We start from the raw sequence: 16,852 nt of genomic DNA on the forward strand, positions 1-16,852 counted from the left end.
CGGATGCTCAGGTCAGGCGGCGGAGACCTGCGGGATCTTCAGCATATCACGGGCCTGCCGCGCCGTCGCGACCGGCCGGCCGTACTGCGCGCACAGCTCCGCCACCCGCTTCACGAGCTGGGCATTGCTGTCCGCCAGGGTGTTCTTGTCCCAGCGGATATTGTCCTCCAGCCCGGTGCGGACATGGCCGCCCATCTCCAGCGCCCAGTGGTTGACCTCCAGCTGGTGGCGGCCGATGCCGGCGGCGGTCCAGGTGGCGTCGGGCAGCATCTCGCGCAGCTTCTGGACCTCGAATTCCAGGATGTCGCGCTTGGCCGGCAGGGCGTGCTTCACGCCCAGCACGAACTGCACATGCGGCGGCGGCTTCAGCAGCCCCTGCTTCACCATGTCCACCGTGTTGTAGAGCATGGCGAGGTCGAAGGCCTCGATCTCCGGCTTGATGCCGTAATCGAGCATCTGCTGCGCCAGGTGGCGCACGAAATCCGGCGGGTTCTCATAGACGATGGTGGGGAAGTTCACCGAGCCGGTGGCGAGCGAGGCCATGTCCGGCTTCAGGTAGAGCATCGCCCCGCGCTGATCCATCGAGCGCCCCCGGCCACCGGTCGAGAACTGGATGATGATGTCCGGGCAGTGCTTGCGGATGCCCTCCTGCAAAGCCGCGAACTTCTCCGGGTCGGAGGAGGAGCTCTCATCCTCGTTGCGGACATGGACATGGACCAGGGCGGCCCCGGCCTCATAGGCGGCCTGGGTGGATTCCACCTGTTCCGGAATGGTGATCGGAACGGCGGGGTTGTCCTTCTTGCGCGGCACCGAGCCGGTGATGGCCACGCTGATGATGCAAGGCTCGCCCATGGTTCCGTTTCCTCCCTGGTCCCGTCCGTTCCCGGACGCCTTCGATCAGACTTTCTCGATGAGGGCCGCGATGCCCTGACCGACGCCGATGCACATGGTGGCGATGGCGCGCCGGCCGCCCAGCGTCTCCAGCGCGTTCACCGAGGTCAAGGCGATACGCGCCCCGGAGGCGCCCAGCGGATGCCCCAGCGCGATGGCGCCGCCATGCGGGTTCACCTGCGGCGCGTCGTCCGGCAGGCCGAGGTCGCGCGTCACCGCCAGCGCCTGGCTGGCGAAGGCCTCGTTCAGCTCGATCACGTCGATCTCGCCGATCGACAGGCCGGTGCGGGCCAGCAGCTTCCTGGTCGCGGGCGCCGGGCCGAAGCCCATGATGCGCGGCTCGACGCCGGCGGTGGCCATGCTCACCACCCGGGCGCGCGGGGTCAGCCCGTATTTCCGGGCCGCCGCCTCGCTGGCGATGATCAGCGCCGCGGCGCCGTCATTCACGCCGGAGGCATTGCCCGCCGTGACCGTGCCGGGGGTGCGGAAGGGGGTCTTGAGCTTGGCCAGCCCTTCCAGCGTCGTGTCGGGGCGCGGATGCTCGTCCAGCTCCACCACCGTGTCGCCCTTGCGGCCGGGGATGGTGACGGGGATGATCTCGCGGGCGAAGAAGCCCGCCTCCTGCGCCGCCTTGGCCTTCTGCTGGGAACGATAGGCGAAGACGTCCTGGTCCTCGCGCGAGATGCCGAACTGCTCCGCCACGTTCTCGCCCGTCTCGGGCATGGAATCCGTGCCGTAGGTCTTCTTCATCATCGGGTTGACGAAGCGCCAGCCGATGGTGGTGTCCTCGATCTTCGCCTCGCGCGAGAAGGCCGTCGCCGCCTTGCCCATCACGAAGGGCGCGCGGGTCATGCTTTCCACGCCGCCGGCGATCACCAGCTCGGCATCGCCGGCGCGGATCATGCGCGCCGCCGTGCCCACGGCATCGAGGCCCGAGCCGCAGAGCCGGTTCAGCGTCGAGCCCGGCACCGCCACGGGCAGGCCGGCAAGCAGCACCGCCATGCGGGCCACGTCGCGGTTGTCCTCGCCCGCCTGGTTGGCGCAGCCGACATAGCAGTCGTCCACCGCTGCCCAGTCCACGCCCTTGTTGCGCTCCACCAGGGCGCGGAAGGTATGGGCCAGCAGGTCGTCCGGCCGCACATCCTTCAGCGCGCCGGCATAGCGGCCGATCGGGGTGCGGACGAAATCGCAGATATAAGCGTCAGCCATGGTTCGCTCCCCTCAATCCGCCTGGTGCAGCTTCGCGCCGGTCCTGGCCTGCAGCGTGTCGAAATCCAGCCCCGGCACCATCTCGCGCACCACGAAGCCCTGCGCCGTGATGTCGATCACCGCGAGGTTGGTATAGACCCGCGTCACCGCGCGTCCGGCCGTCAGCGGATAGGAGCATTCCTCCACCAGCCGCGGCCGCCCGTCCTTGGTCGTGTGTTCCATCACCACCCAGAGACGCTTGGCGCCCACCGAGAGGTCCATGGCCCCGCCCACGGCCGGGGCGCTGTCATTGGCCGAGGTCGCCCAGTTGGCGATGTCGCCGTTCTGCGCCACCTCGAAGGCCCCGAGCACGCAGAGGTCCAGATGCCCGCCGCGGATGATCGAGAAGCTGTCGGCATGGTGGAAGAAGCTGCCGCCCGGCGTCAGCGTCACATGCTGCTTGCCCGCGTTGATCAGCCAGGGATCGACCTTGCCTTCCTCCGGTGCCGGGCCCATGCCCAGCAGCCCGTTCTCGGAATGGATCACCACCTCGTGGCCCGCCGGGATCTGGTCGGCCACCAGGGTCGGCACACCGATGCCCAGGTTCACGTACCAGCCCTCGGGAATGTCCCGCGCCACGCGCGCCGCCATCTGCGGGCGGCTGAGCGGCCTGAAGTTCAGGGTCTCCGACATGTCTCGCTCCTCCGCCTCAGCGGGCCTTCTCAACTCTGGGGATCGCCATAGGGAACATGCACCACGCGGTCGGTGAAGATTCCGGGCGTGACGATGGTCTCCGGGTCCAGCCTCCGCTCATCCTCGCAGAGATGCTGGGTCTGCACGACGGTGCATTTGCCCGCCATGGCCATCACCGGATTGAAGTTCCGGCCGGACTCCCGGTAGACGAGGTTGCCCCAGCGGTCCGCCCGCCAGGCCTCGACCAGGGCGAGGTCGCCCGGCAGCGCCTCTTCCAGGATGCAGGGGCGGCCATTGTACTCGCGCACCTCCTTGCCCTTGGCCAGCAGCGTGTTGGCGCCGGTCGGGGTGAAGAAGGCCGGCACGCCCGCGCCCGCGGCGCGCAGCCGCTCCGCCAGCGTGCCCTGAGGCACGATCTCCAGCTCGATCTTTCCGGCCTTGTAGAGCTCCTCGAACACTACCGAGCCGGCCGAGCGCGGGAAGGAGCAGATGATCTTGCGCACCCGCCCCAGCTCCATCAGCCTCGCCAGGCCGGTATGGCCGGTCCCCGCATTGTTGGCGACGACGGTGAGGTCCTTCGCCCCCTGCTCCGCCAGACCCTCGATCAGGGCATTGGGCTGCCCCACCGAGCCGAAGCCACCAATGAGCACGGTGGACCCGTCCTTGACCCCTTCCAGCGCCTCCGCGATCGAGCGGACGAATTTGTTGATCATGCAGACTTCCCGTTGCGGCGCGGAAGGGGCGCCGCCTGCTGCAGCACCCGGTCGATGAAGAGGCTGGTCGCGCCCAGATAGCCAGCCGGATCGGTGAGGGCCTCGATCTTCTTCTTGTCGAGGCGGGAGGACACCTCCTCCTCCCGCGACAGCGCCTCGGCGAGGGGGATACCCTCCTTCAGCGCCACGTCGCAGGCATGGTGGACGGCGTGATGCGCCTGCTCGCGCCCCAGCACGGGGGCGAGGCCCATCATCACCGCCTCGGCCATGATCAGCCCGCCGGTGCTGTCGAGGTTGCGGCGCATGCGCGCGGCATCCACCGTCATCCCCTCGGCCACCAGCACGGCCTGCTCCAGGGCGCCATGCGTCAGCAACAGGCTCTGGAAGATCGCCAGCGGCTCGGCCTGCCAGGGGCCGGTGCCGCGCTCCTGGTCATGCGGCAGGGCGGCCAGCATCTGCGGCACCAGCGCGCTCACCCCGCGCGCCTGGGCGATCACGTATTCGCAGGCGATCGGGTTGCGCTTCTGCGGCATGGTGGAGGAGCCGCCGCGCCCGGGGGCATGCGGCTCGGCCACCTCGGCCACCTCGGTCTGCATCAGCAGCATGACATCGGTGGCGAACTTGCTGAGCGAACCGGTGAGCAGCCCGCACCAGGAAACCAGCTCGGCGAAGCCGTCATGCGCGACATGCCAGGGGATCTCCGGCTCGGCGAGGTCCAGCTCCTGCGCCAGGCCGGCCAGCACCTCCGCTCCCCGGTCGCCCAGTGAGGCCAGGGTGCCCACCGCGCCGCCGAATTCCACCCGCAGCACGCGCGGCCGCAGCTCCGCCAGGCGCTCCCGCATCCGCAGCAGCGGCGAGAGCCAGACGGCGCATTTGTAGCCGAAGGTCACCGGCAGGGCGTGCTGGAGATGCGTGCGGCCGGCCATCACCGTGCCACGGTGCTCCTCCGCCCGCTGCGCCAGGGCGGCGCAGACCCGGTCCAGGTCCCGCCCGATGATCGCCAGCGCGTCGCGGATCACCAGCACCGTGGCGGTGTCGAGGATGTCCTGGGTGGTGGCACCCCAATGGGTCCAGCGCCCGGCTTCCGCCCCGGCGGCCTGGGAAAGCTGCTTCACCAGCCCCACCACCGGATAGCCCGTGTTGCGGGTGGAGACGGCGAGGGCGGCCATGTCGAGATTCTCGGCGCGCGCCGCCGCGGTGATGGCGGGCGCGGCCTCGGCGGGGATCAGCCCCAGCCGGGCCTCGACCCGGGCCAGCGCCGCCTCCACGTCCAGCATGCGCTGCAGCCAGGCATGGTCGCCCGCCACCTCGCGCAGCGCCTCGCTGCCATAGAGGGCGCCGAAGACGGCGCTGTCGGCCGGGTTGACGGTCACGGCGCTTCCTCCGCCATCTCCTTGAGCGTCTTCTTGGCCAGCTTCAGCGCATGGTTGGCCGCCGGCACGCCGGCATAGGCGCCGACCTGGAGCAGCACCTCCGCGATCTCCTCCGGCGAGACGCCCGTGTTGCGCGTGGCGCGGACATGCAGGACGAACTCGTCCTCCCGCCCCAGTGCCGCCATCATGGCCAGGGTGAGCAGGGAGCGCGTGTGCCGCGGCAGGCCCGGGCGGGTCCAGATCTGCCCCCAGACGTTGCGCGTGATGTAGTCCTGGAAGGGCTGGTCCAGCGGCGTCACCGCGGCGCTGGCGCGGGCGACATGCGCCTCGCCCAGCACGGATTTCCGCACCGCCAGCCCGGCGGCATAGGCATCGCCGCCGGAGGCCGGAGCCTGCGCGCCCAGGAAGCCGCGCATGGCGGCGGTCACCGCTTCGGGGCGCTCCATGGTCGGGATATGGGCGGCGTCGGGGATCACCTCCAGCCGCGCGCCGGGGATGGTGTCGCGCAGCGCCTCGGCGCTGGCCAGCGGCGTCGCCTGGTCGCCATCGCCGACCAGCACCAGGGTCGGCACCGCGATGCGGCGGGAGGTCTCGGTCAGGTCGGCGGCGGCGATCGCCTCGGCGGCGCCGGCATAGCCCTCGGGATCGGTCCGGCGCAGCATGGCACGCAGCGCGTCGGTGCGCGGCTCGCCCAGCGAGGCCGGGGTTACCCAGCGCGCCACCACCGTCTCCACCAGCGGCGCCATGCCCTCGGCGCGCACCGTGGCGGCGCGGTCGGTCCAGGTCTGGGCGGGGGGGATGGCCAGGGCCGTGTCCACCAGCGTCAGGCTGCGCACCCGGCCGGGCGCCTGGGCGGCGAGCGACTGGGCGATCATCCCGCCGATGGAGATGCCGGCGACATGGGCGCTTTCCACCCCCATCAGGTCCAGCAGCCCCAGCATGTCGCGGGCCATGCCCTCGATGCTGTAGGGGCCGGGGGTGACGCCACTCATTCCATGGCCGCGCAGGTCCGGGCGGATGACGCGGTAGCGGTTCGAGAAGGCCTGGGCCGGCTCCTCCCAGATCCCGGCATTCGTGCCCAGCGAGTGGAGCAGGAACAGGACCTCGCCATTGGCGGGGCCGGAGACCTGCGCCTGAAAGGTGGTGCCGTCCAGACGGAGAAACATCGTGAGCCTCCCGAAAGCCTAGCTGGGACAAAGCCGCCCGGTCACGGCTTCGCCCTTTCGCGCCGGCTCCGCAAGCCCCTTTTTCGGAAAGTTTTTCCAGAAAAGGGGCCCCATGGCCTCCCCGACGCCGGAGTTCCCTGGGGATCAGCCCGGCCTGTTGCCCACCATCTCCGCGAAGTGCCGCAGCATCCGCTCCGGATCGGGCTCGCGCCCGGTGAAGAGGCGGAAGGCCTGCACCGCCTGGAAGACAGCCATGCCGCCGCCGCTCAGCGTCCGGCAGCCCAGCGCGCCGGCGGTGCGCAGCAGTTCCGTTTCCAGCGGGAAATAGACGATCTCGGACACCCAGAGCGCAGGGCGCAGCAGTTCCGCCGGCAGCGGCAGGCCGGGATGCGCGGCCATGCCGGTCGGGGTGCAGTGAACCAGCCCGTCCGCCGCCGCCATGGCGGCCGGCAGGTTGGCGCAGGCCACCGCCCGCCCCGCACCGAAACGCTCCGACAGGGAGGCGGCGAGCGCCTGGGCCCGGGCGGGGTCCATGTCCTGGATGGTCAGCTGCCCGACGCCCATGGTCAGCAGCGCATGCGCCACCGCCGCCCCGGCCCCGCCGGCGCCGAGTTGCACCACGCGGTCCAGCGCCACGCCTTCCATGTTGCGGCGGAAGGCCTCGGCATAGCCGGACCAGTCGGTGTTGTGGCCGATCCGCTTCCCGTCCCGCAGCAGCACGGTGTTCACCGCGCCCAGCGCCGCCGCGTCGGGGGACAGTTCGTCCAGCAGCGGGATCACCGCCTGCTTGCAGGGGTGGGTGATGTTGAGCCCGGTGAAGCCCATGCGCTCCGCCGCCTGCAACAGCTCCGGCAGCGCCTCCACGCCCAGGCCCAGGGCATGCAGGTCGATCAGTTTGTACAGGGAGCGCAGGCCCTGCTCGTCGCCCTCGCGCTCATGCATCGACGGGGTCAGCGACGCCTGGATGCCATGGCCGATCAGCCCGCATAGAACCGCCTGGCGCGCCATCACTTGCTCTCCCCGATCAGGCGGGCGACCCGTTGCAGGGCCAGCGTGTAGCCCTGGGTGCCGAAGCCCGCGATCACCCCGCTGGCGGCCAGTGTCACATAGGAATGGTGCCGGAAGCTCTCGCGCTGGTGCACGTTGGAGATATGCACCTCGATGATCGGCCCCTCGAAGGTCTTCAGCGCATCGAGGATGGCCACCGAGGTATGGGTGAAGGCGGCCGGGTTGATGACGATGCCCGCCGCGGTCTCACGGGCCTCGTGGATCCAGTCGATGATCTCGTATTCGCGGTTGCTCTGGTGGAAGCGGATCTCCAGCCCCAGCCCGTCCGCGGTGGCCCGGCAATCCCGTTCCACATCGGCCAGGGTCTCGTGGCCATAGATCTGCGGCTGCCGCTTGCCCAGCAGATTCAGGTTGGGTCCGTTCAGGACATAGACCAAGCGCGTCACTGGACACTCTCCCTATCGGATCTGGAATCCATGGCCACCGGGCGTTCCGATCCGGCATTCCGGCCTGGGACGGCCCCGGGTGTGGACTAACCGGTTAATCCAAGTCAACGGAAAACTCTCTCTTTTAGAGTCTGTCAGGTTCAAATAGAAGCATAGCCGGCATGGCGGAGGTATGCGGCGCATTCGTCGGCGGTGAAGGTCAAGAGCAAGTCGCCGATCTTGCGCCAGGTGGCATCGATGGAGCGTTCATCGGCCTTTCGCAGGAGGGTCTTGAGCTTGGCGAAGACCATCTCGATCGGGTTGAGGTCGGGGCTGTAGGGCGGCAGGAAGAGCAGCCTGGCACCGACGCTCCGGATCGCATCGCGGGCTGGTTTTCCCTTATGACTGCCAAGGTTGTCGGCGATGACGATGTCTCGCGGCCCGAGGGTCGGCAGCAGGAACTGTCGCACCCATGCTGTGAAGGACAAGCCGTTGATCGGTCCGTCGATGACGCAGGGGGCGACGATGCGATCGTGCCGCAATCCGGCCAGGAACGTCAGCGTCTTCCAGTGCCCGTGCGGCACCTTGGCCAGGAGCGGCGCCCCGCGCAGGCTCCAGCCTCGTGTGCGGGTCATGTTGGTCTTCACCCATGTCTCGTCAATGAAGACCAGGCGGGCCGGATCAAACCGATGTTGACGGGTCCGCCAACGGGCCCTCAGACGCGCCAGGCTCGGCCGTTCCGTCTCGCTTGCCAGCAAAGTTTTTTTTGAAGGTGAGGCCTTGGCGGCGCATAAAACGCCAGACCGTGTCATGCGACACGTCGATGCCGCCGGCCTTCAGGTCGGCGGCAAGTGCCCGCACGGTCCAATCCGACTTCGCCGCAAGGCGGCTGGTCAATGCTTCGGTCGCATCCAGCAGTCTCGGCCGACGATTGCCCCCCACCTTGCGGGCCGCCAGACCATGCCCGGATCGGGCAAGTTGACCAATCCGTACCGCACTGGCGACCGAGACGCCAAAGCGTTTCGCCGCTTCTCGAACCGTCGACCCACCAGCCAACGCAGCTGCCACACGGATCCGCAAATCCAGGGAAAGGGCTCGAGCCATCGCCGCTGGCCTCCCATCCAGCAGCCATCTTGAATCACGGCCGCCCCGCGTCGCAGAAGTCAATTCTCGATTCAGAAACAATCTGACAGACTCTAGATGTCTTCATACTCCCGCCCCGGCCCGAGAGCGATGGCCGGGAACGCGCGCCGGCGTCAGGCCGCGGGATCGCGAAGTCTTTTGAAGGTCTGGGGAAAGTCATGCAGGCGCCGCGGGCCAGGGCGGCCGCGCCGCAGGGTCAGGGAGGGCAAGACCACCGCCCGCCCTTCCGGTCAGGGCAGGGGTAAGTCCCCTGCTGCTCCCGCCAGCCCGGAAGCGACGAGGCGTGGGCATCCCGATCCACGCCCTGCGGTCCGCGAAGAAAGCTGCGGACGCGCCCGCCCGCTCCCTGAAGCAGCGGGCCCGCCTGGAATACGGAGATCAGTAACGCCGGGGTGGCGGCGGCGGACGGCGATGGACATGCCGGCGGCGGCGATGACGGGGAGGAGGCGGCGGATGGCGGGGTGGCGCCGAGGGGCGATGCGGCGGGCCACCCGAGGGGCCGCCTGAAGGACCACCCGGGGGGCCACCCGGTGCGGGCTGGGCTGCTGCCTCCGGCGCGGTCAGCGCCACCGGCGCGGCCAGCAGGCCCGTCAGAAGGCCGAATAACAGGCGGCGTCGTTCCACGAAAATCTCCTGCGGTCCTGCGGCCATGATACCGGCCGGGCGCTCGAATCCGCGCCTGCATCGCAGATTACGCCATCCGCCACGCGAACAGGACCCCATCCCGACCCGTCCCACGCGGATTCCGGTGTGGCGATCCGCTAGCGCCGCAGCGTGACGAGGCTGCCATGGACCCAGCCTTCGGGGCTGGAAGCCCCGACCTGATACCAGCCCCCCGGAGCGGTCCCGAAGATCGTCAGGCTGGTCCCGGCCGGCACCACCCGCAGGACCTGCCCGCCGCCATTCGGATGCTCGCGGAGATTGCCCGGCTGCCGCATCGAAAGCGTGCCGGAGGCACTCTGCGCCGCCGCTCCGGGGGCCGCCTGCTGCACCTGGTCCTTCGCTCCCTGCGGCACCACCACCGTGGTCGTCACCTGCGTCACCTGCGGCAGGTTGGTCGGGATCGGGGGCAGGAGCGGCGGGGCGGCCTGCCGCAGGGTCGGCTTCGGGCCGCCTTCCTCCCGGCAGCGGGAGACGGTCTCGACATAGACGCGCGTCGCCTCGACATCCGACAGGGCGATGTGCTGCTCCAGCACCGGCTCCGCGCCCTCGGAATAGGTCACCACCGTCACGAAGGGCACGAAGGCGCCGCTGGCTCCCTTCGCATTGACCTGGCCGCAGACGGCCACCGTGTTCGGCATCGCCTGCGCATAGCCTTGCACCGCGCGGATCTGCGGCTGGCCATAGGAGGCGAGCCCGGCGCGCAAGGCGGCCTCCGTCGCCGCCTGGGCCTGCGCCAGGCGATCGGGCGCGCTCTCGCTCTTGGCGTCCTTCTCATTGCAGGCGGCCAGTGCGGCCAGCAGGAGCAGGCCGGTGCAGGTGCGAAGGATCCCCGACCCGATGGCGGCGTTCACGGCACCCAATCCTCCTGTCTCGTCACGGGCCTCCGCACATGGCGCGGCGAGGCGCTGGCCACGCCGGGACGGCGTCGCCACGCCCCACAGGCCGGCCATCGGGTGCAGAACGCCGTGACCGCAACAATGTTTGGGCGGGCCGGGAGAAATTCACCGGCTGGCGCGACGAGACCCGCCCCGGTTCCGGCATGCCAGCTGGGGGCGGGGAACACGGCACCGCGCCATGCCCCCCTCCTTCAAGCGGTCAGCACGGCCGGGCGCGTTCCGGCGGCCGCGCGGCCGGCTGTTTCAGAGCAGCGACTTGGCGCGCTGCAGCACCTGCTCGCAGAGCTTCTGTCCGAGCTCGCTCTTCAGGCTGGCGAGGTCGAAGCTCTTGCCCTGCGCGTCCAGCACGCCCTTGGAGCCTTCGGCGAAGCCCGGATTGCTGCTCTGCTTCGCGGTGCCGCCGAGCTTGCCCAGGAGCTGGTCCTTCACCGAAGTCGCCTCCGTGCCGCTGACCAGGCGCTGCTGCACGCAGTACTGCATGAGCCCCGCGATGTTGCTGCTGCTGGCGGCGGCCGGGGACGGCACCGCGATGCCGCCGAGGCTGTTGCCCGCGGCATTCTTCAGCGTGTCCATCAGCTGCGCCCGCGCGGGGGTGACGGCGGCGGGCGCGGCGGCCAGCAGGGCCATGGCGGCGAGCCCTGTCACGAGATGGCGCATCGGCGTCTCCTTACCTTCCGGGAGACGGTGACGGAGCACAGGCCGCCCCATGGCACAACCCGGGCCCCCTACAGGATTTCGTGCGCGGCCAGGACCGGGCGGATGGGGCGGGGGCACAGGAAGCCCCCTGCCTGCCCCGCGCCGGAGCTATTTCACCGTCTGCGCCGCGGTGAAGGCGAAGTTGGCATAGCTCTGCTCGGCCACGCGGAACCACAGGAACTCCTCGTCGCGATACTTGCGGTAGCTGTCCCAGATCCGCTTGAAGCGCTCGTTCCGGTTGCCGATCTCCTCGTAGAGCTCGTTCGCCGCCTTCCAGGCCGCGGTCATGACGTCGCGCGGCCAGGGGCGGAGCTGCGTGCCCGCCCCCACCAGCCGCCGCAGCGCCTCCGGATTGCTCTGGTCGTAGCGCGAGAGCATGTCGGTGTTCGCCTCGGCGCAGGCCGCCTCCAGCGCCGCGCGGTAATGCGGCGGCAGCGCGGCCAGGGCACGCTGGTTGACCAGCAGATGCGTCTGCGCGCAGGGCTCGAAGAAGCCGGGATAGTAGTAATAGGGCGCGACGCGGGCGAAGCCGAGCTTCTCGTCGTCATGCGGGCCGACGAACTCCACGGCGTCGATCGTGCCGCGCTCCAGCGCCGGATAGATGTCGCTGGCCGCGAGTTGCGTCGGCACCGCGCCCATCTTGGCGAACATGTCGCCCGCCAGCCCGGCGATGCGGAACTTCAGCCCCTTCACATCGTCGAGGCCCTTGATCTCCTTGCGGAACCAGCCGCCCATCTGCGCGCCGGTATTGCCCAGCATGAAGGGCACGGCGTTGTAGTCCTTCAGCAGCTCCTCCAGCAGTGCCTGGCCGCCGCCCTGCTGGTACCAGCTCGTCTGCTGCCGGTCGTTCATGCCGAAGGGGACGACGGTGAAGAAGGCGAAGGCCGGGTCCTTGCCCGTGTAGTAGTAGGTGGCGGTGTGGCAGGCCTCCACCGTGTTGTTCTGCACGGCATCCAGTGCCTGCAGCCCGCCCACGATCTCCCCCGCCGCGAAGAGCCGGATCTGGAACTTGTTGTCGGTGAGCTGCGACACGCGCTTCGTCATCTTCTCGGCCGTGCCGTAGAGGATGTCGGTGGAGCGGGGGAAGGAGCTGGTCAGGCGCCAGCGGACCTCCGGCATCGCCTCCGTCCCGCCGGTGGGGGCTGGGGCTTGCGCGGCGGCAGGCAGGGCGGGGGCGGCCGCCATGGCGGCAGTCAGCAGGGCACGGCGTTGCATGGAATCCTCCCGGAGCCGGTTCTTTCCGCAACAGCAGCAGAGAACGGGCCGAAGCGCCAGGGGTGGGCGCGCCGGCAGGGCTGGTCTGCCCCCGGCCCCCCTGCCACCGCCACCGATCTGCCATAGCCTGCCCAGGATGACGCAGATCCATGCGGCCCCGCCACCCCGGCCTCCCCGCCCGTGAACATGTGGCTCGACGCCTTTGTACCAGCCTTCGGCCTGATCGCCCTCGGCATGGTCCTGAAGCGGCGCATGCTGCGCGATGACGCGGTCTGGGCCGGGATGGAGCGGCTGATCTTCCACCTGCTGATGCCGGCCCTGCTGGTGTCCTCGATCGCCTCGGTGGACCTGCACAGCCTGCCCCTGGGCGGCATGGCGGCCAGCATCTGGATCACCCTGCTGCTCGGCACCGCCCTGTCGCTGCTGCTGGCGCGGCTGATGGGGCAGGCGCATCCCGCCGCGACCTCGGTGATGCAGGGCGGCATCCGCTTCAACAACCTCGTCGCCTTCGCCGTCACCGGCGGCGTGCTCGGCGCGCCGGGGGTGGCGCTGGGTGGGGTGACGACCGGGCTGATCGTGCCCTGCGTGCAGCTTCTGCTCACCGTCGTCTTCGCCATGGGCGGCGAACGCGGCTGGCCCCGCCCCAGCGCCGTGCTGCGTCAGGTCGCGCGCAACCCGCTGATCCAGGGCTGCCTCATCGGCTTCGCCTTCTCGCTGATGGGCGGCCTGCCGCCTGGGCTCGGGCCGCTGCTGCGGGCCCTGGGCGGCGCCTCCGTGGCGCTCGGCCTGCTGGCGGTCGGCGCGGCGCTGACCCCGGGCGCGATGCGCGACCGGCCCCTGCTGCAGAACATGGTGGCGGCGCAGAAGCTGCTGCTGATGCCGCTGCTCACCCTGTGCCTGGCCCGGCTGCTCGGGCTGGAAGCCCTGCCCGCCGCCGTGGCGGTGCTGTTCATGGCCATGCCCACGGCCACCACGGGCTATGTGATCGCCCGTGCCATGGGGGGCGACGCTCCGCTGATCGCCGCCATGACCACGGGACAGCATGTCCTGGCCATGCTGAGCCTGCCCCTCTGGGTCTGGCTGCTGCTGCCCTGATGGACCGACGCCGGCTTTCCCGGGCGGCGTCGTGCTGTCCCCGGGGGAGAAGGTTCCGCCCTGTCCCCCGGGAAGCGAAACGGGCGCCGATGACGGGGCGGCCGGAAAGCCGCCCATCCCATCAGAAGCGGCGCTCGAAGACGTTGATCACGTCGCCGGGCTGGATCAGGCTCTGACGGGACACGAGACCCTCCTGGCCCTTGCCGTCGGTGATGCGCACCACGGAGGCGCGGTCGGTCACGGCGCGGTAGGTGAAGCCGCCGGCCACCGCCACGGCGGTCAGCATGGTCATGCCGGGGCGGTAGGGGTACTCGCCGGGCTTCGCCACCTCACCCAGCACGAAGACCGGGCGATAGGTCTGCACCTGGGCCACCACGTTCGGGTCGCGCAGCAACTGGCGGCGCTTCATCTCGGCGGCGAGCTGGGTCGAGAGTTCCGAGGAGGTCAGCCCGGCCGCCTTGACGTTGCCGAGCAGCGGGAAGGCGATGTTGCCGGCGTCGTTCACCCTGAAATCACCGCCGAGCTGGTCCTCGCCGAAGGTGGTCACGCGGATCTCGTCACCGACGCCGAGGCGGTAGGCGGAGGGCTGGGCCTCGGCCAGCGGCTGCAGGTCACGGCCCGGGGCGCAGGCGCTGGCCATCAGGCTCAGGCCGAGCACGGCGGCGGTGGCCATGCGGAAGGGCCGGCGGGGCCGCGCTCGCGTGGCGGAAGAAGAGGAAGAGTGCGGCACGGACAGAGGTTCCTCCGAGGGGTTGAGGGCAGGAAGGCTCCCCGGCCCGGGCCGGCCGGAGCCAGCCGGAGGGGAGCATGGGTGAGGGGTGCCGGTGCGCCGGGGGGACGCTGTCCGGGCCTCACAGGCCGAATCCCACCCGCAGCAGCGCGAGGTGGCGATCGTAATTGGAATTGGTGCCGCTGCCGCTGCCATCACGGTTGGTGAAGTCGTAGCTGAGGCGCAGCGAGATGTTGCGGTTCATGAACCAGGTGGCATAGGCGCCGGTGCCGATCACGGTGCTGTCGCCGCCGCCGGTGAACTTGGCATGCAGGTAGTCGGCCCGCGCGCCGATCAGCACGTTGCGCAGCAGCTCGTGGTCCACCGCGATCTGGGCCTGGTTGTAGGTATAGCCTTGCAGCGTGTCGGTGGAGGTGTCCTCGATCCGGCGGGAGGCGAGGCCGCTGATCGTGGTCAGCCGCGTCGGCGACCAGGCGACCGCCGCCTCGAAGACCGGCGAGGAGCGGTCCTTCGCGCCCGTCGCGTCGAAGAAGCGGACCTGGTAGCCGACCAGGGCGCGGTAGCGGAACACGGCGCCGCTGCTGTCGTCGAAGCCGGCCAGGGCGAGCACCGTGTCCGAGCCCAGCTTGCCGTAGGTGGGGTCGTAGTTCACGTAGTCGGAACGGCCGCCGCGCACCACGAAGACCAGGTCGCGCCGGGGGGCCACGGCATAGCGCGTGGTGATGCCGCCATTATAGACGTTCCGGTCGCGCAGCTTCTGATTGAAGGTGCTGCCATCGTCGAAGGCATCCACGAAGCGGAAGGCCTGGAAGATGAAGTCCGGCGTGATGGAGACGTTGCTGAAGGTCGCGCGGTAGGCGGCGCGGAGATCATAGGCGTTGAAGGCGCGCGGCTCGGCCACCGTCTGGGCGTCGAAGGCCGTCGCTTCCTCATGCAGGCGGAAATAGGAGGCGCTGGCCGAGAAGGTGTCGCGGCCGATGTCGTAGGAGCCGCCGACCGTGGTGTTGAAATTGGTGCGGCTGGGATCGGGCGTTCCCGCATTGCGCCCGGTCACGCGGCGGTCATCCACGCCGGCGGTGGCATAGAGGCTGTCGCGCGCCCAGTTCGAGCGCAGGTCCAGCGCGGCATCGGTGCTGAAGGTGCCGATCGTGTCGCCCCGGCTGGTGCCGAGCGGGTTGGTGTCGACACCCATGGCCTCGCCCAGGCTAGGGCGGAGGGTGAAACCCCCGAGCCGGACGCCGAGCGGCTGCACCTCGGGGCGCGGACGCTGGGTGACGTCCATGTCCTCCGGCCGCACGTTCTCGGGAAAGGCTTCCAGGGAGAAGCGGGAGTAGTAGTTGTTGGGCAGGTACTGGTCGAGCAACTGGGCATGGGCGGGGGCCGGGCCGAGGAGCGCGGCGGCACCCAGGATGGTGGCACCCAGGCCGGTCGCCTTCAGGGCGAGGCCGGCGCCATCCCGCCGGGGGTCTCGTCAGACGTGACAACCCAGGCTCTGCCCCGGTTCCCGCCTGTTCGACTGCGCCGTGTCCCGCTTCCGCCCCTCAAAAACATCCCATGATCCACGATTCGTTTCATCCGGAGAGACACAGCTTACAGCATATGCCGTCCCTGGGGGACAGAATCCGGAGGAATAATAGAGTCGTAACGTTCTGCGACGGCGGTTATGGCTTTCCGGCCACAGATGCCGCGTTGACACGCGCAGGTAGCGGGTTTCAGCTCCCCTGCCGCTGGCGGACTTCCCGCACCACGGAGAGCACACCCTCCCGCATGCGGTCCTCGCTGAACAAGGCAAGGGCGCGGCGCTCGCCCGCCTCGATTCGGGCCTGGGTGGCGGCGGGATCCTGCCGGATCTCCCGCAGCGCCGCCGCCAGGGCGGAATCGTCGCCCGGGGGGACCAGCAGCCCGGCCTCGTTGTCGCCGGCGATCTCCGGGATGGCGCCGGCCGAGGCGGCGACGAGCGGCGTGCGGCAGAGCATGGCCTCCACCAGGGTGCGGCCGAAGGGTTCCGGGTCGGTGGAGGGATGCACCACCACATCCATGGCCCGCATCAGCGCCGGCACGTCGTGGCGGTGGCCGAGGAAGCGGACACGGTCGGCGATGCCCAGCTCCTCCGCCAGCCGCCGCAGGCTGGCGGCGTAGTCATCCTCGCCGAACAGGGCGTCGCCGGTGATGATGCCCACCGCCCCGGGCACCTTCGTCACGGCGCGCAGCACCACGGCCTGGCCCTTCCAGGGCGAGAGGCGGCTGAACACGCCGACCAGGAAGCCCTCTCCGGGCAGGCCCAGCGCCGCGCGGCGTTCCGCCATGCCGGCGCCAGCCATCGGGTCGGGCGGCAGGGTCACGCCATTGGGCACCACCCGCACCCGGTCCGCCCGGCCGCAGAGCGTGGTGAAGGCATCGGCGGCGGCCTGGGAGGGCACGATCACCCGCGTGGCGAGCGGCGCCAGGGTGCGCAACAGCCTGAGCTGTCCGCCGCCGAAATGCGCTGGCGTCAGGATGTCGTGCAGGTGCCAGACCAGGGGCCGCCCGGCCAGCTTCGCCGCCAGGGCGGAAAGCACGAAGGCCTTCTGCGAATTGGCATAGACCATGTCGTGCCGCCGCGCGGCGGCGGCGATCTCGCGCACCATGCGCAGCATGCCGCCCAGCATCGGCAGCGCCGCGCGCGCCATGCCCTGGTCGCGCTTGATGTCGGTGAAGCCAGAGGGACGCGAGGGCATCAGCACCCGCGGCGGGTGATCGGCCAGGGCGGTTTTCAACGGCCCGTCCTCGAACAGCCAGACGGAGGAATTCGCCCCGAAGGCGCGCAGGTTGGCGAGCAGGATGAACTCCGCCCCACCGGTGCGGCTGGAATGGTTGACGAAGAGCACGCGCGGGGTGTCCGAGGGGAGGTCGTGGCCGTCCATGCCGTGTCCAGTGCCCTATCCGGTTCTGGCCCGCGCCGGATCGGGCGCGGACGC

16 protein-coding genes are annotated in these 16,852 nt (G+C 70.1%); 1 reads left to right on the forward strand and 15 read right to left on the reverse strand.

Features of this window, described 5'->3' with window-relative positions; genetic code table 11:
* Window positions 1-12 precede the first annotated feature (12 nt).
* The 12 genes from MVG78_RS03950 to MVG78_RS04005 all read right to left on the reverse strand — a co-directional run bounded on the left by MVG78_RS03950 (window position 13) and on the right by MVG78_RS04005 (window position 12,070).
* Window positions 13-852 (reverse strand): 3-oxoadipate:acetyl-CoA acetyltransferase, encoded by an 840-nt coding sequence (locus tag MVG78_RS03950; protein ID WP_247558382.1) that lies wholly within the window; start codon window positions 850-852, stop codon window positions 13-15.
* A gap of 45 nt (window positions 853-897) precedes the next feature.
* Window positions 898-2,100: a 3-oxoadipyl-CoA thiolase gene (gene pcaF, locus MVG78_RS03955; protein ID WP_247558385.1), complete on the reverse strand. Its 1,203-nt coding sequence runs from the start codon at window positions 2,098-2,100 to the stop codon at window positions 898-900.
* A 12-nt stretch (window positions 2,101-2,112) separates the two neighbouring features.
* Window positions 2,113-2,772 carry a 3-oxoacid CoA-transferase subunit B gene (locus tag MVG78_RS03960; RefSeq protein WP_282615046.1) on the reverse strand — a complete coding sequence of 220 codons (660 nt, stop codon included), beginning with the start codon at window positions 2,770-2,772 and terminating at the stop codon, window positions 2,113-2,115.
* Between the two features lie 29 nt (window positions 2,773-2,801).
* Complete coding sequence (locus MVG78_RS03965) at window positions 2,802-3,485, reverse strand: 3-oxoacid CoA-transferase subunit A (RefSeq protein WP_247558387.1); 684 nt, start codon at window positions 3,483-3,485, stop codon at window positions 2,802-2,804.
* Complete coding sequence (gene pcaB, locus MVG78_RS03970) at window positions 3,482-4,858, reverse strand: 3-carboxy-cis,cis-muconate cycloisomerase (RefSeq protein WP_247558389.1); 1,377 nt, start codon at window positions 4,856-4,858, stop codon at window positions 3,482-3,484. Before pcaB ends, MVG78_RS03965 begins: the two co-directional genes overlap by 4 nt.
* Window positions 4,855-6,024, reverse strand: coding sequence for a bifunctional 3-oxoadipate enol-lactonase/4-carboxymuconolactone decarboxylase PcaDC (gene pcaDC / locus MVG78_RS03975; protein WP_247558391.1), 1,170 nt, complete (start codon window positions 6,022-6,024; stop codon window positions 4,855-4,857). The genes pcaB and pcaDC overlap by 4 nt, the downstream gene beginning before the upstream one ends.
* A 144-nt stretch (window positions 6,025-6,168) precedes the next feature.
* Window positions 6,169-7,032, reverse strand: coding sequence for a shikimate dehydrogenase (locus MVG78_RS03980; protein ID WP_247558392.1), 864 nt, complete (start codon window positions 7,030-7,032; stop codon window positions 6,169-6,171).
* Window positions 7,032-7,478 carry a type II 3-dehydroquinate dehydratase gene (aroQ, locus tag MVG78_RS03985; protein ID WP_247558394.1) on the reverse strand — a complete coding sequence of 149 codons (447 nt, stop codon included), beginning with the start codon at window positions 7,476-7,478 and terminating at the stop codon, window positions 7,032-7,034. The genes MVG78_RS03980 and aroQ overlap by 1 nt, the downstream gene beginning before the upstream one ends.
* 140 nt (window positions 7,479-7,618) lie before the next feature.
* Window positions 7,619-8,561 (reverse strand): IS630 family transposase gene (locus MVG78_RS03990; protein WP_247558396.1). Its coding sequence is split into 2 segments (ribosomal slippage): window positions 7,619-8,224 and window positions 8,226-8,561, totalling 942 coding nucleotides; the frame shifts between segments, so codons are not numbered across the junction.
* A gap of 800 nt (window positions 8,562-9,361) precedes the next feature.
* Entirely contained in the window at window positions 9,362-10,114 is a 753-nt protein-coding gene (locus MVG78_RS03995; protein WP_247558397.1) for an SH3 domain-containing protein, read from the reverse strand.
* A gap of 288 nt (window positions 10,115-10,402) precedes the next feature.
* A complete protein-coding gene (locus MVG78_RS04000) occupies window positions 10,403-10,816 on the reverse strand; it encodes a DUF2501 domain-containing protein (RefSeq protein ID WP_247558399.1) in 414 nt (137 codons plus the stop codon).
* 147 nt (window positions 10,817-10,963) lie between these two features.
* Window positions 10,964-12,070: a TRAP transporter substrate-binding protein gene (locus tag MVG78_RS04005; protein ID WP_247558401.1), complete on the reverse strand. Its 1,107-nt coding sequence runs from the start codon at window positions 12,068-12,070 to the stop codon at window positions 10,964-10,966.
* A 186-nt stretch (window positions 12,071-12,256) separates the two neighbouring features.
* Here MVG78_RS04005 and MVG78_RS04010 point away from each other — a divergent pair, with 186 nt between their 5' ends.
* Window positions 12,257-13,165, forward strand: coding sequence for an AEC family transporter (locus MVG78_RS04010; RefSeq protein ID WP_247560299.1), 909 nt, complete (start codon window positions 12,257-12,259; stop codon window positions 13,163-13,165).
* 121 nt (window positions 13,166-13,286) lie between these two features.
* Here MVG78_RS04010 and MVG78_RS04015 read toward each other — a convergent pair whose 3' ends face one another.
* The 3 genes from MVG78_RS04015 to MVG78_RS04025 form a co-directional block, all read right to left on the reverse strand.
* Window positions 13,287-13,838, reverse strand: coding sequence for a polysaccharide biosynthesis/export family protein (locus MVG78_RS04015; protein WP_247558403.1), 552 nt, complete (start codon window positions 13,836-13,838; stop codon window positions 13,287-13,289).
* Window positions 13,839-14,016: 178 nt separating this feature from the next.
* Window positions 14,017-15,258: an outer membrane beta-barrel protein gene (locus MVG78_RS04020; protein WP_247558405.1), complete on the reverse strand. Its 1,242-nt coding sequence runs from the start codon at window positions 15,256-15,258 to the stop codon at window positions 14,017-14,019.
* Window positions 15,259-15,607: 349 nt separating this feature from the next.
* A complete protein-coding gene (locus tag MVG78_RS04025; RefSeq protein WP_247558407.1) occupies window positions 15,608-16,798 on the reverse strand; it encodes a glycosyltransferase family 4 protein in 1,191 nt (396 codons plus the stop codon).
* Window positions 16,799-16,852: the final 54 nt, after the last annotated feature.

Source organism: Roseomonas gilardii subsp. gilardii, assembly GCF_023078375.1.
Classification (GTDB): Bacteria; Pseudomonadota; Alphaproteobacteria; order Acetobacterales; family Acetobacteraceae; genus Roseomonas; species Roseomonas gilardii.

What these genes read in the sequence shown, in the direction of transcription:
- MVG78_RS03950 (WP_247558382.1), bottom strand. Translation starts at nt 852, where the DNA reads ATGGGCGAGCCTTGCATCATCAGCGTGGCCATCACCGGCTCGGTGCCG.
- MVG78_RS04000 (WP_247558399.1), bottom strand. Translation starts at nt 10,816, where the DNA reads ATGCGCCATCTCGTGACAGGGCTCGCCGCCATGGCCCTGCTGGCCGCC.
- MVG78_RS03960 (WP_282615046.1), bottom strand. Translation starts at nt 2,772, where the DNA reads ATGTCGGAGACCCTGAACTTCAGGCCGCTCAGCCGCCCGCAGATGGCG.
- MVG78_RS04005 (WP_247558401.1), bottom strand. Translation starts at nt 12,070, where the DNA reads ATGCAACGCCGTGCCCTGCTGACTGCCGCCATGGCGGCCGCCCCCGCC.
- MVG78_RS04015 (WP_247558403.1), bottom strand. Translation starts at nt 13,838, where the DNA reads ATGGCCACCGCCGCCGTGCTCGGCCTGAGCCTGATGGCCAGCGCCTGC.
- MVG78_RS03980 (WP_247558392.1), bottom strand. Translation starts at nt 7,032, where the DNA reads ATGGCGCGCCAGGCGGTTCTATGCGGGCTGATCGGCCATGGCATCCAG.
- MVG78_RS04025 (WP_247558407.1), bottom strand. Translation starts at nt 16,798, where the DNA reads ATGGACGGCCACGACCTCCCCTCGGACACCCCGCGCGTGCTCTTCGTC.
- pcaF (WP_247558385.1), bottom strand. Translation starts at nt 2,100, where the DNA reads ATGGCTGACGCTTATATCTGCGATTTCGTCCGCACCCCGATCGGCCGC.
- pcaDC (WP_247558391.1), bottom strand. Translation starts at nt 6,024, where the DNA reads ATGTTTCTCCGTCTGGACGGCACCACCTTTCAGGCGCAGGTCTCCGGC.
- MVG78_RS04010 (WP_247560299.1), top strand. Translation starts at nt 12,257, where the DNA reads ATGTGGCTCGACGCCTTTGTACCAGCCTTCGGCCTGATCGCCCTCGGC.
- MVG78_RS03965 (WP_247558387.1), bottom strand. Translation starts at nt 3,485, where the DNA reads ATGATCAACAAATTCGTCCGCTCGATCGCGGAGGCGCTGGAAGGGGTC.